Annotated in this window: 17 protein-coding genes; 9 read left to right on the forward strand and 8 right to left on the reverse strand. The window is 67.4% G+C overall.

Annotated features, from left to right (window positions below):
- Positions 1-2: 2 nt before the first annotated feature.
- Together ACFJI2_RS15030 and ACFJI2_RS15035 are read left to right on the forward strand one after the other, a co-directional pair.
- A complete protein-coding gene (locus ACFJI2_RS15030; protein ID WP_377705750.1) occupies positions 3-1532 on the forward strand; it encodes a TolC family protein in 1530 nt (509 codons plus the stop codon).
- 142 nt (positions 1533-1674) lie between these two features.
- Positions 1675-2718: an HlyD family efflux transporter periplasmic adaptor subunit gene (locus ACFJI2_RS15035; RefSeq protein ID WP_377705751.1), complete on the forward strand. Its 1044-nt coding sequence runs from the start codon at positions 1675-1677 to the stop codon at positions 2716-2718.
- A gap of 11 nt (positions 2719-2729) precedes the next feature.
- Here ACFJI2_RS15035 and ACFJI2_RS15040 read toward each other — a convergent pair whose 3' ends face one another.
- Both ACFJI2_RS15040 and ACFJI2_RS15045 read right to left on the reverse strand, forming a co-directional pair.
- On the reverse strand, positions 2730-4271 hold the full coding sequence (locus ACFJI2_RS15040; protein WP_377705752.1) for a hypothetical protein: 1542 nt from the start codon (positions 4269-4271) through the stop codon (positions 2730-2732).
- A gap of 116 nt (positions 4272-4387) precedes the next feature.
- Positions 4388-4879: an Lrp/AsnC ligand binding domain-containing protein gene (locus tag ACFJI2_RS15045; RefSeq protein ID WP_107868408.1), complete on the reverse strand. Its 492-nt coding sequence runs from the start codon at positions 4877-4879 to the stop codon at positions 4388-4390.
- Positions 4880-4985: 106 nt separating this feature from the next.
- On the opposite strand from ACFJI2_RS15045, the gene ACFJI2_RS15050 reads away from it, so the two are divergent.
- Both ACFJI2_RS15050 and ACFJI2_RS15055 read left to right on the forward strand, forming a co-directional pair.
- The gene (locus ACFJI2_RS15050; protein ID WP_377705753.1) at positions 4986-6269 is read left to right on the forward strand and encodes a D-amino acid dehydrogenase; all 1284 of its coding nucleotides are present in this window, start codon (positions 4986-4988) and stop codon (positions 6267-6269) included.
- A gap of 171 nt (positions 6270-6440) precedes the next feature.
- Positions 6441-7280 carry an HDOD domain-containing protein gene (locus ACFJI2_RS15055; protein WP_107868406.1) on the forward strand — a complete coding sequence of 280 codons (840 nt, stop codon included), beginning with the start codon at positions 6441-6443 and terminating at the stop codon, positions 7278-7280.
- Here the strand turns inward: ACFJI2_RS15055 and ACFJI2_RS15060 are convergent.
- Positions 7277-7735 (reverse strand): RrF2 family transcriptional regulator, encoded by a 459-nt coding sequence (locus tag ACFJI2_RS15060; protein WP_377705754.1) that lies wholly within the window; start codon positions 7733-7735, stop codon positions 7277-7279. The two genes, ACFJI2_RS15055 and ACFJI2_RS15060, sit on opposite strands and share 4 nt — an antisense overlap.
- Before the next feature lie 191 nt (positions 7736-7926).
- Between ACFJI2_RS15060 and ACFJI2_RS15065 the strand changes: the two genes are divergently transcribed.
- From ACFJI2_RS15065 to ACFJI2_RS15075, 3 genes are read left to right on the forward strand one after another with little or no spacing between them, the layout of a single operon-like run.
- Positions 7927-8679, forward strand: a complete 753-nt coding sequence (locus ACFJI2_RS15065; RefSeq protein WP_377705755.1) for an SCO family protein — start codon at positions 7927-7929, stop codon at positions 8677-8679.
- Positions 8676-9266, forward strand: a complete 591-nt coding sequence (locus tag ACFJI2_RS15070; RefSeq protein ID WP_377705756.1) for a hypothetical protein — start codon at positions 8676-8678, stop codon at positions 9264-9266. Before ACFJI2_RS15065 ends, ACFJI2_RS15070 begins: the two co-directional genes overlap by 4 nt.
- A gap of 27 nt (positions 9267-9293) precedes the next feature.
- Positions 9294-9671 carry a group III truncated hemoglobin gene (locus ACFJI2_RS15075; RefSeq protein WP_107868402.1) on the forward strand — a complete coding sequence of 126 codons (378 nt, stop codon included), beginning with the start codon at positions 9294-9296 and terminating at the stop codon, positions 9669-9671.
- Positions 9672-9674: 3 nt separating this feature from the next.
- Here ACFJI2_RS15075 and ACFJI2_RS15080 read toward each other — a convergent pair whose 3' ends face one another.
- Complete coding sequence (locus ACFJI2_RS15080) at positions 9675-10592, reverse strand: LysR family transcriptional regulator (RefSeq protein WP_377705758.1); 918 nt, start codon at positions 10590-10592, stop codon at positions 9675-9677.
- A gap of 101 nt (positions 10593-10693) precedes the next feature.
- On the opposite strand from ACFJI2_RS15080, the gene ACFJI2_RS15085 reads away from it, so the two are divergent.
- Positions 10694-11680, forward strand: coding sequence for an aldo/keto reductase (locus ACFJI2_RS15085; protein ID WP_377705759.1), 987 nt, complete (start codon positions 10694-10696; stop codon positions 11678-11680).
- Between the two features lie 62 nt (positions 11681-11742).
- A complete protein-coding gene (locus ACFJI2_RS15090; protein WP_181259849.1) occupies positions 11743-12768 on the forward strand; it encodes a transporter in 1026 nt (341 codons plus the stop codon).
- Between the two features lie 44 nt (positions 12769-12812).
- Here ACFJI2_RS15090 and nagZ read toward each other — a convergent pair whose 3' ends face one another.
- The 4 genes from nagZ to ACFJI2_RS15110 form a co-directional block, all read right to left on the reverse strand.
- A complete protein-coding gene (gene nagZ, locus ACFJI2_RS15095; protein WP_377705760.1) occupies positions 12813-14420 on the reverse strand; it encodes a beta-N-acetylhexosaminidase in 1608 nt (535 codons plus the stop codon).
- Positions 14421-14444: 24 nt separating this feature from the next.
- Positions 14445-15407, reverse strand: a complete 963-nt coding sequence (locus tag ACFJI2_RS15100) for a phytanoyl-CoA dioxygenase family protein (RefSeq protein ID WP_377705761.1) — start codon at positions 15405-15407, stop codon at positions 14445-14447.
- Position 15408: 1 nt separating this feature from the next.
- On the reverse strand, positions 15409-16071 hold the full coding sequence (locus tag ACFJI2_RS15105; RefSeq protein ID WP_377705762.1) for a GNAT family N-acetyltransferase: 663 nt from the start codon (positions 16069-16071) through the stop codon (positions 15409-15411).
- Positions 16072-16163: 92 nt separating this feature from the next.
- Entirely contained in the window at positions 16164-17636 is a 1473-nt protein-coding gene (locus ACFJI2_RS15110) for a glycosyltransferase (RefSeq protein WP_377705763.1), read from the reverse strand.
- Positions 17637-17645: the final 9 nt, after the last annotated feature.

A 17645-nucleotide genomic window follows, 5' to 3' on the forward strand; every position in this document is an offset into this window, starting at 1 on the left:
CGATGAAGACGAAAAACCTCTCCCTCCCCGCAGCGACCACCTTGGCCCTGGCACTGGCGCTGGCCGGCTGCGCCCACGTGCCCGCCGAACGCAGCGCGCCGCTGGCGCAGCGCGACGTGTCGGCCACCGCCATCGCCGCCGACATCAGGCTGGCGCGCGACGGCTGGCCTGAAGCGCGCTGGTGGAGCGTCTACGGCGACGCCCAGCTGGACGGCCTGATCGCCGCCGCCCTGGCCGCCAGCCCGGACCTGGACGCGGCCGCCGCGCAAATCGCATCGGCCCATTCCTCGCTGGACCGCACCCGCGCCGCCGCAGGACTGGAAGCGGGCGCGTACGGCGGCATGAACCGCCAGCGCTACTCCGGCACCGGCCTGTTACCCGCCCCCATCGGCGGCAGCTACTTCACCGAGGAGACGGTGCGCGTGGAAGCGCGCTACGACTTCGACTGGTGGGGCCGCAACAAGGCGCAGGTGGCGGCGGCGGCGGGCGAAGTCAACGCCCACCAGGCCGACTATGCGCAAGCCGAACGCGCGCTGTCCGCCGCCATCGCGCAGAGCTACTTCCGCCTGCAGGGCGGCTGGGCGCGGCGCGCCAACCTGGCGCAGCTGATCGCCGCGCAGCAGGCCGTGATCGACGACGCCGCCAAACGCATCGCGCGCGGCCTGGGCGTAGCCGACGAAGAACGGCAAGCCAGTGGCGAACTGTCGCAGCTCAGGAAGCAGCTGGCCCAGCTCGACGGCGACAACCTGCGCGAACGCGAAGCCCTGCGCGCCCTGCTCGGCGGCGACGGCGCGGCGAGCGCCGGTGCGTTGGATGCCACCGCCCCGCGCGCTAAAGCTGCCGCCGTCGCTACCGCCGCAGCCCGCGCCGGCACGGCGCAGTTGCTGGCGTCGCTGCAGCCGCGCGCGCTGCCTGCAGGGCCGCACGCGCTGCCGTCGCGGCTCGGCATGGAGCTGCTGGCGCGCCGTCCCGACCTGCAGGCCGCACGCTGGCGCGTGGAGGCCTCGCTGAGCCGCATCGACGCCGCCAAGGCCGCGTTCTACCCGGACATCAACATCAGCGCCGCCGCCGGCCTGAACTCGATCTCGCTCGAACACCTGCTGGAAGCCCCGAGCCGCACGCTGTTCCTCGGCCCCACCATCACGCTGCCACTGTTCGACAGCAAGCGCCTGGCCGCGCAGCTGGAAGGCACGCGCAGCGAGCGCAACGCGCTGGTGGCCGAATACAACCGCGCCGTGGTCGCCGCCGTGCGCGACGTGGCGCAGGACGCCGCCGCCGTACAGGCGCTGGAAGCCGAGACCAACGAGCAAGCCGCAGCCAGCGCCGCCGCGCAAGCCCTGCTGCAGTCGGCGCAGGCCAAGCTGCAAGGCGGCCTGGCCAGCCAGCACGCCGTGCTGGCCGCGCAGCTGAACGCGCTGCGCCAGCAGGACGCCGTCCTGCACCTGCAGCAGATCCAGCTGCAGGCCGAAGTCGCGCTGATCCACTCCCTCGGCGGCGGCTACCGCGCCGACACCGCATTCACCCTGAAATAATCCGAGCCCGCCATGACCACCGCACCCGAAAACCACCGCCGCCCCAGCCCCAGCCAACAACAGGAAGCGCGCCCGCGTCCTGGCCGGCATCACGCTGGCCTTCATCGCCGCCGGCGCGGCCTACGCCGTCTACTACCAAGCCGTGCTGTCCAAACAGCAGGAGACCGACAATGCCTACGTGGGCGGCAACCTCGTTACCTTGTCCTCGCAGGTGGCCGGCAATGTGGCCGAGATCAGCGCCGATGAAACCCAGCTGGTGAAGGCCGGCGCCCAAATCGTCAAGCTCGACCCGGCGGACGCCGAAGTGGCGCTGGAACTGGCCCAGGCCCGCCTCGGCGCGGCCGTGCGCCAGGAGCGCCAGCGCTATGCCGACGTCGGCCAGTATGACGCTGCCCTCACCCAGCGCAAGCTGGCCCTGAAGAACGCGCAGGACGACCTGGCGCGCCGCGCGCCGCTGGCGTCGGACCACACCGTGTCCGGCGAGGACGTGGAGCATGCGCGCCAGGCCGTCGCCAACGCGCAGGCCGCCATCGACGTGGCGCTGAAACAGAGCGAAGCGGCGCACGCGGGCGTGGCCGGCGTAGCGCTGGCCGAGCACCCGGCCGTGCAGGCCGCGCGCGCCGACTACATGCAAGCCTGGCTGGCCGCGCGCCGCAACGCCATCGTGGCGCCGGTGTCCGGCTACGTGGCCAAGCGCAGCGTGCAGGTGGGCGCGCGCATCACGCCGGGCATGCCGCTGCTGTCCATCGTGCCGCTGGACCAGCTGTGGGTGGACGCCAACTTCAAGGAATCGGAACTGCGCGACATCCGCATCGGCCAGCCTGCCATGGTGGAGGCGGACCTGTACGGCAGCAAGGTGGAATACCACGGCAAGGTGCTGGGCCTGTCGGCCGGCACCGGCAGCGCCTTCTCGGTGCTGCCCGCGCAAAACGCCAGCGGCAACTGGATCAAGGTGGTACAGCGCGTGCCGGTGCGCATTGCGCTGGAGCCGCAGGAACTGGCCAGGCACCCGCTGCGCATCGGCCTGTCCACCACGGTGAAGGTGGACATCAGCAACACCGGCGGCGCCATGCTGGGCGCGCCGATGCCGCAAGCGCCGATCTACAGCACCAGCGCGCTGGCGCAGCCGCTACAGCAGGCCAGCGCAGCGGCCGACGCCATCATCGCGCGCAACATGGTGCACTGATGCGGCGCTGATCACTCCAGCCGCAGGTGGTCTTCGAGCTGTGCGATGGCCGCGCGCGACTGCGCGATCACCTTGCCGGCAATGCGCTCCCGCATGCCCTGCACGCGCCCGGCCGCTTCGGCTTCCAGCATGAGCGGCGTGAGCATCTGGCGGGCCGATTCGTGGAAGCCCTGCGCCACCTCGTCCAGCTGCGCCAGGTAGGACTGCTCGGCCACCTTGAGCCGCGCGCGCAGCTCCTCCTCGAAAGCGCGGCGCTTGTCGCGGATTTCGGAGCGCTTGCGCTTGCCGCCGTCCGAGAACCATTTGAATGCCCCCGCCAGCAGCACCGCGCCGCCGACAAACGGCGCGGCCGGCGCCAGCACCGGCATCACCACCGCCACGCCGAACAGGTAGGCGGCAGTGCCGGTGCCCGCCGCCGCCACGGCGCCGCCCATCAGCGTGAGGCTGGCGGCAGTATCGACCGTGTTGACGAAGCGCGTGCCGATGCGCAGGCTGGGCATCAGCTTGGCCAGTGCCGCGTGGTGCTCGCGCTGGAACACGCCGGTCTGCCCCAGCCGCATGCCGGACTGGAACAGGCGCAAATCATGCTGCATCAGCTTGAGCGCCTCCTCCTTGCGCCGCACCACCCGGTCCAGGCGGCGCTCCATCTCCTGGCCGAACTGGTTGCGGCCTATGCTTTCCCACACTTCGCCGTCCTTCCACTGGTCGGTGGCCAGGCGGTCGGCAATGGCCAGTTCGATGGCGTTGCCGGCGTCGTGCACGGCGTCGTCGATATCCTGGAACAGCGTGCTGCGCTCGTAGGCCACGCGCGCGTCCACCAGCGCCAGCCGCTGCTGCACCTGGTCGCGCAGTTCCAGCGCCGCGCTCATCATGCGCTCCGCATTGGCGGCCGATGCGGCCATGCCGGCGGCCAGCTCCTGGTACGCGCTGATGCCCTGGCCGATGCTGGCCGCAGCCTGCTGCACCATGGCGCGCAGTTGGTCCTGGTCCAGTTTGCCGCCCTGGAAGCGGCGCGCGCCGTCCAGCAGTTCGTTGTGGCCGGTGCTGCGGCCGAAGTCCGCCACCACGTCGCCCAGGCCGCGCCCCTTCACCAGCTTGCGCGCCTGCTGGCCGATGTTGCTGAGCAGGCCGCGCTCGTCCTCCGGCGGCAGCATGGCCAGTTCGTCGGTGAGCAGGCGCACCCCGAGCGCCTTGGCCACGCGCTGCGCCATGGCGCGCGCTTTCGGGCCTTGCAGCGCCACCAGCGGGCGCAGCATGGCATAAGCGTGGTCGCGGGTCTGTTGATCGACGGCGGGCGAGCAGCGCGCCAGCGCATGGAGCGCCCAGTCGACGCTGACGCCGGATTCGATGGCGTTCAAGACCAGGGCGGTGAAAACGGCGGAGGCCTTGCCTTCGCCGGCCAGGTCGGTGACGGCGGCGAACTGGCCCAGGGTGACGGTGCCGTCGGCGGCGGCCAGCGCGCCCACGGTGCGCGCCAGCGCCGAGCCGAAGCTTTGATCGGAGGACAGGTGTTCGTCCAGCGTGCGGATTTCTATCGGTTTGTCGGCATCCATCCAGTACTCAAGCTCATAGTTTCAAACAGGCGGGGATGAAGCGCCGTGGCGCCTCGGTCGAAATCATTATAGTGGCCCTTACGGATGTGGCAACCTTGATAACGCTGAATCGTGTGCTAGAGCGCTTCGGTGGACAGGAACAAGGTCTCCTTGATCTCTTCCATGACCACGTAGCTCTTGCTCTGCGCCGCGCCCGGCAGTTGCAGCAGCATCTCGCCCAGCAGCTTGCGGTACTCGGCCATTTCGTGGATGCGCGCCTTGATCAGGTAGTCGAAGTCGCCCGACACCAGGTGGCATTCCTGCACCTCCGGGATGCGCAGCACTTCGCGCCGGAACTGCTCGAACATGGAGGCCGACTTGGTGTTGAGCGTGATTTCCACGAACACCAGCAGCTTGGCCCCCAGCGACGGCGGGTCGATACGCGCATGGTAGCCGGTGATGACGCCGTCCCGCTCCATGCGCTTGACGCGCTCGATGGCAGGCGTGATCGACAAGCCCACCTGCTCGCTCAAATCCTTCATTGAAATCCGCCCATCCTCCTGCAGGATGCGCAGGATCTTGCGGTCCATCTTGTCCAGGCTACGGACCGATTCCTTCTGTGTTCGCATGATTTTTTACTGAATATCCGAAGTTTTATAGTAACAAACACTACCTCAACCAACTTATCATAGCGTTATATCTGGCGCAAGCCATTAAAATCCATAAGGGAGCGTTATGCGTATCGTGATTCTCGGCAGCGGCGTTATCGGCGTCACCACGGCGTACTACCTGGCCCAGGCCGGCCACGACGTCACGGTACTGGACCGCCAGTCCGCTTCCGCCCAGGAAACCAGCTTCGCCAACGCCGGCCAGATCTCGCCCGGCTACGCATCCCCTTGGGCGGCGCCCGGCATACCGCTGAAAGCCATGAAATGGATGCTGCAGCGCCACGCGCCGCTGTCCATCACGCCCGACGGCACCCTGTTCCAGCTGCAATGGATGTGGCAGATGCTGCAGAACTGCAATGCCGAGCGCTACGCGGTGAACAAGGAGCGCATGGTGCGCCTGGCCGAGTACAGCCGCGATTGCTTCAAGGCGTTGCGCGCTGCCACCGGCATCGAATACCAGGGCCGCCAGCAAGGCACCACCCAGCTGTTCCGCACCCAGCAGCAGCTCGACGGCGCCGCCAAGGACATCGAAGTGCTGAAGGAAACCGGCGTGCCCTACGAACTGCTGACCCGCGAGCAGCTGGTGGGCGCCGAGCCTGGCCTGGACAAGGACAAGCTGGTGGGCGGCCTGCGCCTGCCGAACGACGAAACCGGCGACTGCCAGCTGTTCACCACCCGCCTGACCGCCATGGCCGAAGAGCTGGGCGTGAAGTTCCGCTACAACACCGAGATCCGCAGCCTGGTCATGGACGGCGGCGAGATCAAGGGCGTCATCACCGACACCGGCCTGGTGCACGCGGACAGCTATGTGGTGGCCATGGGCTCCTATTCCACCCAGCTGCTGCAGGACATCGTCAAGATCCCGGTCTACCCGCTGAAGGGCTATTCGATCACCGTGCCCATCGTGGACGCGGCCAGGGCGCCCGCCTCGACCATCCTGGACGAAACCTACAAGATCGCCGTGACCCGCTTCGACGACCGCATCCGCGTGGGCGGCATGGCGGAGATCGCCGGCTTCAACACGCAGCTGAACCCGCGCCGCCGCGAAACGCTGGAGATGGTGGTCAACGACCTGTTCCCCGGCGCCGGCGACACCGCCAGGGCCAGCTTCTGGACCGGCCTGCGCCCGATGACGCCGGACGGCACGCCTGTCGTCGGCCGCACCGCCGTGCGCAACCTGTTCATCAACACCGGCCACGGCACCTTGGGCTGGACCATGTCCTGCGGCTCGGCGCAGCTGCTGGCCGACATCATCTCGGCCAAGCGCCCCGCCATCCTGGCCGACGATCTGTCCGTGAGCCGCTACAGCAAGGAAGCGCGCCAGCGCGCCCCCCAGCTCGTCAACGCCTGAGCAACACGCCCCGCTGCGCGCGTGGGTGCGCCCACCCGTAGGGCGGGTTAGCGCGGTCCGCGCGTAACCCGCCGCCCCCGCCGCCGCGTCCGCCGTTGTGCCACAACCACCAGCGGACGCGCAGCGCGATTGGCCGTTGTGCGCCCTTCGCGCTCTGCGTATAATTTTTGCATGAATAAACTCGAAGCTTATGGCCACATCGCCGCCCTGGCGATACGCGGCGACCTGGTCTTCCCCACCAGCGTCAACGCGGCGCTGCGCGTGCAACTCGCGCTGGACGACCCCGAATGCCCCATCGATGAAGCCATCCGCCTGGTGCTGGCCGAGCCGCAGCTGGCTGCGCGCACGGTGGCGCTGGCCAATTCAGCCATGTTCAACCGCACCGGCGGCCCGGAGGTCACGAATGTGCGCGCCGCCATCATGCGCATCGGCTACCACAACCTGTTTGCGCTGGCCGCCGCCATGGTGGTGCGCCAGTTCGGCAGCAAGATCGCCGACCCGGCGCTGCGCGCCAAGGCCGAACAGCTGTGGCAGCACACGGTCAACGTGGCCTGCCTGGCCCGCATCATCGCGCGCGACGTCACCTACACCAACCCGGATACGGCGCTGTTCGCCGCCATCGTGCACGAGGTGGGCAATTTCTACCTGCTGTCGCGCGCCGACGAGTTCCCCGGCCTGCTGGAAGACGATCCGGACAACTGGCAGCCGGCCAGCGAGGAAATCATCACGCGCGAAGTGCTGAACAAGCTGAACATCCCCGAGCCGGTCAGCACCGCCATCCAGGGCATGCGCGACAGCTTCCTGCAGATTCCGCCGGAATCCCTGCTCGACACGCTGCTGCTGGCCAATCACCTGTCGCCGGTGCCTTCGCCCTTGCAAGCGGCGCCGCGCGACCTGCCGCCGCACTCCGAATCCGTGATCGACCTGTTCATCGACGAGGAAATGATGGAAGAATTGCTGGCCCAGGCCGGCAAGGACGCCGAGGCCATGAACGCCGCCCTGCTGGTTTAAGACTTCGCTATGCGCAGCTGCACCGGGTGCAGCTGCTGTTCCATCCGTGTGCCGCGCTTGGGCAGCAAGTCCGCCAGCGTCACCCCGTCCAGTACTGTCAGGTAGGCGTCGGTCGCCTCCTCCAGCTTGGTCTTCAGGAAGCAGGCGCCGTTGAAGGCGCAGGTGTTGTGCTCGCCGTCGAAACACTCGGCCATGTAGAAATCGCTCTCGCTCCCGCGCACCACGGCGCCGATATTGATGTCTGCCGGCTCGCGCTTGAGCCGCAGGCCGCCGTTGCGCCCGCGCACGGTCTCCACCAGGCCATTCACGCCCAGCTGGTGGATCACCTTGGTCAGGTGGTTCTTCGAGATGTTGTGCAAATCCGCGATGTCCTGGATGGTGACCAGTTTGTCTCGATTCATGCCCAGAAACATCAGCGAACGCAGGGTGTAGTCGGTAAACGAAGTCAGTCTCATGGCGTGGCGGTCCGGGATTGAAAGATGCAAGGCGAGTATTGCTTTTGAGCAGCCTCTACTGTAGCATGCGCAAAGACGCATTCATTATATATCTTATCGCTCAGCTCCCCCATTTGCGAGGTAAGCTCACTCTCAAGGGTGCGGCTTATAATGGCAAGCAGCGCAAAGACCCGCAAAGACCGATGGAAGTGATGAAGAGCTGGAAAAACCCAGGTAACTGCCGCAGCGCGGCGTACCGCACTACCGCAGCCCTGCTGCTGCTTGCCGCGCTCGGCACGGCGGCCCTGTACGCCGGCACGTCCGGCTTCCGCGTCATTTCGACCGAAGCCGGGCGGCGGCTGGATATCGCGAAAAACCCGCGCACCTTGCCGCTGGCGCGCGTCGTGGCCGCCGAAGGCCAGCCGCAGCCGCTCACGCTGCAGCAGGCGCTCAGCGACGATCCGCGCGTGGCCATCGTCACCTTCATCTACACGCAGTGCAATGCCATGTGCTCGATATTGGGCTCCGAACTGCAGCAGATGCAGGACGCCCTGCGCCAGCGCGGCCTGCAGGACAAGGTGCGCCTGCTCAGCATCAGCTTCGACCCGCGCGACACGCCGCAGCTGCTGGCCAATTACGCCGGCAAGCAGAAGGCGCTGCCCGGCAGCTGGCAATTCCTCGCCATGCCGGACGCCAGACAGCGCCAGCAAGTGCTGGACACCTTCGGCATCGTCGTGCTGCCCGCGCCGCTGGGCGAGTTCGAACACAACGCCGCCTTCCACCTGGTGGACAAGCAAGGCCGGCTGGCGCGCGTGATGGACTTCACCGACGGCACGGGCGCCCTCGACACCGCCCTCGCCATGGCCGGCGCCGCGCCTGCGCCCGCCCCCGCATCCGCCTCGGCCGGCACTGCGCCGGTAGCCCAGGCCGCACCGCGCACTGCGGCAGCCGGAGCCGCGCTATGAGCCCGCGCCTGCGGCTGTTCAGCCGCATCTGCGGCGTGCTGCTGCTGGGCGGCGCCTTCCTGTTCCGTGGCGCGCTGGAGGCGACCATGCTGGGCCACATGGTGGCGCAAATTCCCATGATCTTCTTCGGCGGCCTGCTGCTGGGCGGCCGCGCCATCCGCGACAGCGCCCTGCTGGCCAGCTACGACCGCCACGGCCTCACGGGCCTGACCGCGCTGCTGTTCATCAGCGCCTACTGGATGATCCCGCGTGCGCTCGAATTCAGCCTCACCATGCCGGGCTATGAACTGGCCAAGTTCGCCTCCTGGGCGCTCCTGGGCGCCGTGCTGCCCGCCTCTATCGCGCGCGCCAACATCGTCATCCAGCTTTTCTATCTCGGGAATTTCTGCGCCATGACCGCCATCGGCGGCATGCTGTACCAGGATGTGCCCGAGCAGCTATGCAACGCCTACCTGAAAGACAACCAGGCCCTCACCGGCGCCTTCCTCATCATCGTCGCCGTGGCTGCGGCGGTGGGCTGGTGCATCTACCGCTTCCCCGCGCTGAACGCGCCCACCCCGCCCGACGCCGCCGCCGTCCGAAAATAAGCCAGAAAATAAACTAGAAAGTAAGCCATGCAGTACGAAGAACTGAGCACTGCCACCATCACTGCCCTGGTCCATCAATTCTATGACGGCGTGCGCGCCGATCCGGAGCTCGGCCCCGTATTCGACGCTGCCATCGGCGACAACTGGGACCCGCACCTGGCGCGCATGGTGGAGTTCTGGAGCACCGTGATGATGGGCACCAAGGAATTCCAGGGCAATGTGTTCGGCACCCACATGCAGCTGAGCGGCATCGAACCGCAGCACTTCCGCCGCTGGCTCGCGCTGTTTGAAATGACGGCCGCCCGCCTGTTCAAGCCGGCGCTGGCGGACGAATTCCTCATCGTCGCGCGCCGCATCGCCGCCAGCCTGCAGTACGGCTTCTTCGGCAAGGTCGTCGCGCAGTAGCCATCAGCGCAGCTTGGCCAGCGCCTGCTGCGCGCGGATGATATTCACCAGGGTGCGCAGCGCGGGGTGGTTGTGGCGCCGGCTGCTGTAGTACATGTGGAACGGCTCGCCCTTCGCCGCGTACTCGTTTAGCACGAGCTGAAGGCTGCCTTCTTCCAGTTCACTTGCGATCCGCTGCTCCAGGAAATAGCCCAGCCCCACACCCGCTTTCGCGGCGGCGATGGAAGTGGCCGTGTCGTTGATGGTGATTGCGCCCGGCACGCGAATGCGGAACTTGTTCCGGCCCCGCGCCAGCTCCCATTTATAGCTCGAATTGTCGCCCAGCAGAAGCTGCAGACAGGTATGCCCAGCCAGGTCGTCCGGATGCTGCGGTGCGCTGCGGTCCGCCAGGTAGGCCGGCGCCGCCGCCACAACCCAGCGCTGCGGCCCGCTCAAGGGCACGGAGATCATATCCTCCGGGACGTAGTGCCCGTAGCGGATACCGGCGTCATACCCCTCCGCCACGATGTCGATGGGCCGATCCTCGACGACCACGGTGAGCCGGACCTCCGGGCAGAGCCGCGCGAACTCCGGTATGGCCGGGGTGATCAGCAGGTGCGCCGCGTCCGCGAACACGTTGACGCGCAGTTCGCCGTACCGGCCCGCGCCCGGCGCATCCAGTTCGGCCAGCGCCAGGCCGATCTTGTCGAAGCCTTCCTCCAGGCGCAGCGCCAGCGAGCGGCCGGTATCGGTGGGCGCCACGGCGCGGCTGGAACGGTTGAGCAGCTTGGCGCCGAGCCGCTCCTCCAGCCTGCGCATGGCATGGCTGACGGCCGACGGCGTCAATCCCAGCTGGATGGCCGCGCCCTTGAAGCTGCCGGTGCGCATAATAGTGAGGAAAACCCGCAGGTCGGACAGCTCGATCCGATCGAATATGGACATGAACTACTTTCACTCGGAGGATGAATCATAATCACCTCCAAATGCTATCACGGTGCCCGCAATACCGGCTATAACTACGGGCTTGCATAAAGGAGCGCCTCATGAAGCAAAGAGTATTTGGACGGACCGGCCGCAGCGCGTCGGAAATCGGGTTCGGCGCCTGGGCCATCGGCGGCGCCTGGGGCGACGTCTGGCAGGAGGACGCGAAAGCAGCCCTGCACGCGGCACTGGACGAAGGCATGACCTTCATAGACACCGCCGACGTCTACGGCGACGGCCGTTCCGAGCAGATCATCGCGGAAGTGCTGAAGGAGCGCGGCGGCGCCAGGCCCTTCGTGGCCAGCAAGATCGGCCGGCGCTCGTCGCCCCACGTGGCGGAAGCCTACAGCAAGGCCAACCTGACCGCCTACGTCGAGCGCTCGCTACGCAATCTGCAAACGGAGTGCCTGGACCTGGTGCAGCTGCACTGCCCTCCGCCGTCGATCTATTATCAGCCGGAAGTGTTCGGCTTCATGGACCAGCTGGTGGCCGATGGCAAAATCCGCCACTACGGCGTGTCGGTTGAAAAGGCCGAAGAAGGTCTGAAGGCGATCGAATACCCGAATGTGCAATCGGTCCAGATCATCTACAACATCTTCCGCCAACGTCCGGCCGGGCTGTTCTTCGCCGAGGCGAAGCGGCGCCAGGTCGCCGTGATCGCGCGCGTGCCGCTCGCCTCCGGCCTGCTGACAGGGAAAATGAACGCCGCCACCGCCTTCGCCGCCGACGACCACCGCGCCTTCAACCGCAACGGCGAAGCCTTCGACAAAGGCGAAACCTTCTCGGGCGTGCCTTACGAGGTGGCGCTGGCAGCCGTCGAAGAAATCCGCCGCCTGGTGCCGGGCGACGCCACGATGGCGCAGTTCGCGCTGCGCTGGATACTGATGGAAGACGCCGTGAGCACCGTCATCCCCGGCGCAAAAAACGCCTCGCAAGCGCAGTCCAACGCCCGCGCAAGCGCGCTGCCGGCCCTTTGCGCGGACGTCATGTCGGAACTGCGCCGCATCTATGCCGAGCGCATCGCCCCGCATGTCCATCACCTCTGGTAAGCGGCCTGGCGGCTTCCACCGGCAACAGCAGTTTGCTATGCTTGCGGCACTCAACCCTGGAGATGCCCATGCTGATCAACACGCCTGCCTACGGATCGGACCAATCCGGCCTGGTCTGCGGCTATCTGTTCGGCCGCGACCATCAGCCTTTGCCGATCGAAGCCGGCGCCGCGCAGGAATGGCTGGACCAGCCGGGCCACCACGAGGGCGAATTCATCTGGCTGCACTTCAACCTGGCCAACACCGCCAGCGAGAAATGGATGAAGGAGCACGTGGTGCTGGCCGAGGAGTTCTATGAAAGCCTGCACGAGGGCCAGCGCTCGACCCGCATCGAACTGGCCGACAATGCCCTGATCGCCGTTGTCAACGACGTGGTGCACGACTTTTCCTTCGATCCGTCCGACATCGCCACGCTGTGGCTGAGCGTGGACCGCCAGGTCGTGATCAGCGCGCGGCGCCAGCCGCTGAAGGCCATCGAAGGCTTGCGCCAGGCGGTGCGCGCCGGAGAGCCGATACGCTCGCCGGTCGAGCTGCTGACGCATTTGCTGCGCGACCAGGCGGACGCGCTGGTGAAGATCGTGCGCGACGCCATCGGCCGGGTGGACGGCATCGAAGACAATCTGCTGCAGGGTAAGCTGAAGCGCAAGCGCACCGACCTGGGTTCGCTGCGGCGCGTACTGGTGCGCCTGCGCCGCCTGCTCGCGCCTGAACCGGCTGCCCTGTTCCGATTGCTGCAAAAACCGCCGGCCTGGGTGGCGGACGTGGACAGCGAAGAACTGCGCGCCGCCACCGAGGAATTCGCGGTGGTGTTGAACGACATGGCGTCGCTGCAGGAGCGCATCAAATTGCTGCAGGAAGAAATCGCGGCGCAGGTCAACGAGAGCAACAACCAGAGCCTGTACGTGCTGACCATCGTCACCGTGCTGGCCCTGCCCATCAATATCATCGCCGGCCTGCTGGGCATGAACGTGGGCGGCGTGCCGATGGCGCAGGACCCGGAAGGCTTCTGGATCGTTGCCACCATCGTGGCACTGTTCACCGCCGTCGCCGGCTGGCTGGTCTACCGCAAGCAGCAGGACCAGGAGTAGCCGGCAACGCCGGGACCGGCTACTACGGAGCTCGCGGCCGGGCGCTAGGCAGCCACGGCGCCAGGCGCCGTAGCCGTGGCCGTGGCCAGGCTCGCGCCCAGCAGGCGGTCGGCGGCCGGCTCCAGGGCGGCCGGCCGGCAGCCGTAGGACGCGAGGCGGCCTTGCGCGGCGGGCGCCAGGTCCAGGTCGTACGGCATGCGGCCGGCCACCACCCACAGCCGCTCGGCCGGCAGCGCGTCCAGCAGGCGGCGCTGGCCGGACACCAGCATGGCGTTATAGGTCTGCACCACGATCTGCTGCGCGCCCTCGGCGAACGCCAGCGCCTCCGCAACCTCGTTGTACGGCGCATCCGCCGCCAGCGCGTACTCGCGCACCGCTGCGCCGGCGCGCCGCAGAGCGGGCAGCATGGAGCTGCGCGCTTCCTTGTTGCGACCCGTTGCCACCTCGTCGATCTCGGTGCGGTCACGCACCTCGAAGGTCAGCAGGACCACCGGCAGCGACAGGTCCAGCGGTCGGAATGCGCCCGCCTGCGTCAGCGCCGCGTACTGGATCTTGCGCGACAGGGCCAGCGCCTCCGGCGTCATCAGGGCCGGCGGCGCGGCAGGACGGTTGCGCCAGTCCGCCACCGCGCGCGCCTGCTTCAGCTTGCGCACACGCCGCAGCGCTTCCTCGATGCGCTGCGGCGGAATGACGCCCTGCTCCACCGCGCCCAGCACAGCCGCAATGGCGGCCTGCTGCCGGTCCTCGCGGTGCGATACCAGTACGATGTCCGTCCCCGCCAGCAGCGTGGCGACGGCACCCGCCGCCACGCCCACGCCTTCCGAGATCGCGCCCATCTCCAGGCAGTCGGAAATCACGGCGCCGTCGTAGCCCATCTCCTCGCGCAGCAGGCCGGTGAGCACCTTGCGCGACAGCGTGGCGGGCAGGCTGGCGTCCGGCTCGAAGGCCGGGAATGCCACGTGCGCCGTCATGATGGCGTCCACGCCCGCGTCGATGGCGGCGCGGAACGGCGCCAGCTCCACCGCCCGCAGGCGCTCCTGGCCATGCAGCACGGACGCCATGGCATAGTGCGAATCGACCGCCGTGTCGCCATGGCCGGGGAAATGCTTGGCGGTGACGATGGCGCCGGCGCGCTGCTGGCCGCGCATGGCGGCGATGCCGTAACGGATCACGGTGTCAGCATCCTCGCCGTAGGCACGCACGCCGATCACAGGGTTGAGCGGATTGTTGTTCACGTCCAGCACTGGCGCCAGCAGCATGTTCACGCCGATCTGGCGCATTTCGTCGCCGTTGACGAAGTTCATCTGCTCGCAATCCGGCACCGAGCCGGCGGCCTGGAAGGCCATCGCCGGCGGGATCGGCGTCACCCCCTGCTCAATGCGCATTACCATGCCGCCCTCCTGGTCCAGCGCGATCAGCAGCGGTTCATCGCTCACTTCCGCGTTGATCTCCTGCAGGCTGCGGCATAACGCTGACACCTGCTGCGGCGTGTGCACGTTGCGGCGGAACAGGATCACGCCGCCCACGCGCCGCTCGCGTATCAGCCGCGTTATCGCCGCGTCGGGCTCCAGCCCGTCGAAACCGACCATGAACAGCTGCCCGATTTTTTGCGCCAGTTCATCCGCCATTGCCCCTGCCTTTGCTTGTGCCATTTCAGTGCTCTCCTCGTGTAAAAGTTATTCGTTCCAGCCGCGCAGGCCAAGCAGACGCTCGCCCAGTTCGCTCAGTTGCGCGGTGGCGTAGCTGGTCTGTTCCTTGCGGCGCGGGTCGCCGTGCAGGCTGTAGCCTCCCGGCGCCAGCCGCTCGCGCCAGGAGCGGATGCGCCACGCGCGCAGTTCTGCGTTGCTTTCCTGCGCCGGCATCATCGATATGTACTGCGCCATGCGCACCTTGCCCGCCGAGCGGTTCTGGCGGATGCCGTGACACAGCTTGCTGTTAAAGATCAGCAGGTCGCCCTTGTTCAGCGGCACGCGCACGTGCGGCAATTCCGCGACCTTGGGGCGATACCAGTCCCAGTCGGCAGGCTGCTGCGCGCGCCAAGCCGCGTAGTTGCGGAACAGCTCGGGGATGCAGACGAAACCGCCCACGTCCTCGTCCACCTGGTCACTGATGGACAACACGCCCTGCACGTTTTGCGGGTCCGTGTCCGGGTCGTAGTCCCAGTGCATGAAACTCTTGAACTCGAAACCTGGCTCCGGCGGCAGGTTCAGGTTCACGCGGTCTATCGACACCCACAGGTCTTCGCGGCCCCACACGTCCACAAAGGCGTCGTAGACCCGCTGCGACTGGCGTGCATCCCACAGGTGCTGGTGGTTGTACAGCTCCACCATGCCGGCGTTGAAACTCAGCTCCGTCCTGCGCAGCAGCGATTTGTCCGGCGGGTACCAGGTGCCCGGGTCCTGCGGGTCCATGTCCTCGAACTCCCAGATCAGGCGTTCGATGTCGGTGATCTTGTGCGCCGCCACCGCCTGCCTGATGACCACGTAGCCGTTGTTCGCCCAGCAGGCCCAGTCCTCCTCGGACAGCACGCGCAGCGCAGCGCCGCCGGAGCGGTCGCTCAACCGCGCGGCGCTGCTGCCGACGGTGGACAGGTTGCGGCGCGCTATATTCTTTTTGCCGATGGCTTCGATGCTTTGCATATCAGTCCCCGCGAAGTTGGTATCCAAGAAAGTGCAGCCGGTCGAAGAACAGCTCGTAGGCATAGCCGAAGCTGTCGCAGCGCGTGAAGCCGCGCCGCAGGTAGAGCGGCATGGCGGCGCTGCTTTCCCACACTGTCAGCACGATGCGGGGGCAGGCACGGCTGCGCGCCAGGCGTTCGATCTCGGTCAGCATGTGGGTGAACCAGCCGCGTCCCTGAAAGCGGGCCTCTATCGCCAGGCTGCCGACGAAGAAATCATCGTCACGCGCGTTGCGGGCGATGAAGGCGTCGTAGGCCTCGTCCATGGCCCTGACTTCGTCGCGGTAGTGTGACACGGCCGGAACGGCGGCGAACTCGCGCACCGTGGCGGCAGTGAAGAAGCCGGCCAAGCCACCACCGTTTTCCACCATGGCGTGCACGTGGCCGATGTAGGGGTCGATATTCTGCAGGCGCTGCAGCTCGCGCAGCGGCAGGCGCAGCTTGTTCCCGGCGGAGCAGTATTCCAGGTAGCTGGTGGCGAACAGCAGCTCGGCCATGCGGTTGCGTGCCGCGCCGTCCAGCGTGGCGCCGGGGACGAAGGCGACGGGTGCGACGGCCGGGTGGGGGATGTGCCCTCCCGGGGCGGCGGCATGCCCTCCAGGGACTGCGGCGTGCCCTCCCGGCACGGAGGCCGCCCCTGCCGGAGCGCGGACATCTGCGCTCGCGGGCGGCGCCGGGAGGACTGCTGCCGTGGCCCGTAGCGGCACACTGCTTGCGCTCATTGCGCGCCCCTGCGTCCGTCCGCCGCGCCGTGGCGCGCCAGGCGCAGCACGACCTGCTCGCGCTGGCCGCTGCCGCGCGTGGGACACCAGTAATCGCCGCTGAGGATGCGGTCCGCATTGCGCGCCAGCAGATAGGCCGCAAACAGCGCATTGACGCGGTCCAGCACCTGGTCCTGCGACAAGAAGGAATAGTAGTTGCAGCTTTCCGGCTGTGCGCGCAGCTGCGGTGCATACGCCATGCGCGGCACTTCGCGGAACCACGCCAGTTCCGCCACCGTTTCCAGTTCAAGCGCATGCTCCAGCCGCCAGCCGCGCCGTTCCAGCGCCGCCACGCAGCCGGCATAGCTGCGCTCCTCGTCGTCGCTGAAGGGCACCTCGGCGCCGGTGATCGCGTCCACCTGCAGGCGCATGCCGCGCAAGCCGCCTACCACCGCTTCCGGCTGGCCGTCGTGCAGCACGGCGTGGCGCCGCGTCATGTCGTGGTAGGCGAGGAAGGTCTGGCCGATGTGGCGGTGCCATTCGCCGTAGGTGGCCTGGTGCAGCAGCGCGGCGTAATCCTGCATTGCACCGGCGCCGGCGCTGACGCTAACGCCGGGCGGCGGACAAGGCATGCCGTCCAGGTTGCGGTCCATCGCTGTCAGGATCTGCCGCAGTGCGCCGTTGCCGCGCCGCGCCACCAGCATGCCGTTTTCGTCCTTGATCAGATTGAGCCAGGAGACGAAGGTGGCGTTGATCTGCTGCGTTTGCGGGTCGAAGGCAAAGTTCACGTAGTCCGGCACTTCCGGCTTGGCCAGGAAGGCGGTGGCCGCGCGGTAAGGCATCGTGTCCGCGTCCAGGTAGATGCCGCCGCACTCGTACAGGATCAGCAGGCGGAAATAGTCCGCCAGGTTCACGTAGCAGCGCGCCGCGTGCAGCTGCTCAAACAGCGCCAGGCGCTGCGGCGCGCGGGCCTGCGCAAGCCTGCGCAGCGAATGCACGGCCAGCACATCGCGCCCCACCACGTAAGCGCCTATCGCCCAGCCGCCGATATCGCGGCCCACGCGGAAGGCTGGATCGCCGCGCAGCTGCGCCGCGTCCCATACCCACAGCACCAGCTCATATTCGGGATCGTCCGCCTGCACCTCCGACAGCGCGGATTCCCACTGGCAGATGGCCTGCCGCGCGGCGTCCGGCAAGGAGCCGCCCATCCAGATGCGGTGCATCAGCAATTCTTCCGGCGCCAGCGTCTGCGTCGGGATGCCGATCAGCGACGACACGCGCCGCGCATCGAACAGCGCGAACTGTTCGCGTACCAGCTGGCGCAACTGCTCCAGCTGCCGCCGGTAGCCCTCCTCCAGCAAGTGCAGGCGGGCGCTGTGTTCGCACTGCGCGCTGGGGTCCTGGCGGCAGAAGGCCTCCCATTGCTTGCATGTGACGAAAGCGGACTTTAAATCTTTGATCAGAACTTCGTACTCAAGATCGAAACTCATCGGTATCTC

Source organism: Pseudoduganella sp. UC29_71, from assembly GCF_042693265.1.
Lineage (GTDB): Bacteria > Pseudomonadota > Gammaproteobacteria > Burkholderiales > Burkholderiaceae_D > Rugamonas.

Excerpts from the sequence above, each read along its gene's own strand:
- ACFJI2_RS15030 (WP_377705750.1), top strand. The coding sequence starts at position 3 with ATGAAGACGAAAAACCTCTCCCTCCCCGCAGCGACCACCTTGGCCCTG.
- ACFJI2_RS15040 (WP_377705752.1), bottom strand. The coding sequence starts at position 4,271 with ATGGATGCCGACAAACCGATAGAAATCCGCACGCTGGACGAACACCTG.
- ACFJI2_RS15045 (WP_107868408.1), bottom strand. The coding sequence starts at position 4,879 with ATGCGAACACAGAAGGAATCGGTCCGTAGCCTGGACAAGATGGACCGC.
- ACFJI2_RS15050 (WP_377705753.1), top strand. The coding sequence starts at position 4,986 with ATGCGTATCGTGATTCTCGGCAGCGGCGTTATCGGCGTCACCACGGCG.
- ACFJI2_RS15055 (WP_107868406.1), top strand. The coding sequence starts at position 6,441 with ATGAATAAACTCGAAGCTTATGGCCACATCGCCGCCCTGGCGATACGC.
- ACFJI2_RS15060 (WP_377705754.1), bottom strand. The coding sequence starts at position 7,735 with ATGAGACTGACTTCGTTTACCGACTACACCCTGCGTTCGCTGATGTTT.
- ACFJI2_RS15065 (WP_377705755.1), top strand. The coding sequence starts at position 7,927 with ATGAAGAGCTGGAAAAACCCAGGTAACTGCCGCAGCGCGGCGTACCGC.
- ACFJI2_RS15070 (WP_377705756.1), top strand. The coding sequence starts at position 8,676 with ATGAGCCCGCGCCTGCGGCTGTTCAGCCGCATCTGCGGCGTGCTGCTG.
- ACFJI2_RS15075 (WP_107868402.1), top strand. The coding sequence starts at position 9,294 with ATGCAGTACGAAGAACTGAGCACTGCCACCATCACTGCCCTGGTCCAT.
- ACFJI2_RS15080 (WP_377705758.1), bottom strand. The coding sequence starts at position 10,592 with ATGTCCATATTCGATCGGATCGAGCTGTCCGACCTGCGGGTTTTCCTC.
- ACFJI2_RS15085 (WP_377705759.1), top strand. The coding sequence starts at position 10,694 with ATGAAGCAAAGAGTATTTGGACGGACCGGCCGCAGCGCGTCGGAAATC.
- ACFJI2_RS15090 (WP_181259849.1), top strand. The coding sequence starts at position 11,743 with ATGCCCATGCTGATCAACACGCCTGCCTACGGATCGGACCAATCCGGC.
- nagZ (WP_377705760.1), bottom strand. The coding sequence starts at position 14,420 with ATGGCACAAGCAAAGGCAGGGGCAATGGCGGATGAACTGGCGCAAAAA.
- ACFJI2_RS15100 (WP_377705761.1), bottom strand. The coding sequence starts at position 15,407 with ATGCAAAGCATCGAAGCCATCGGCAAAAAGAATATAGCGCGCCGCAAC.
- ACFJI2_RS15110 (WP_377705763.1), bottom strand. The coding sequence starts at position 17,636 with ATGAGTTTCGATCTTGAGTACGAAGTTCTGATCAAAGATTTAAAGTCC.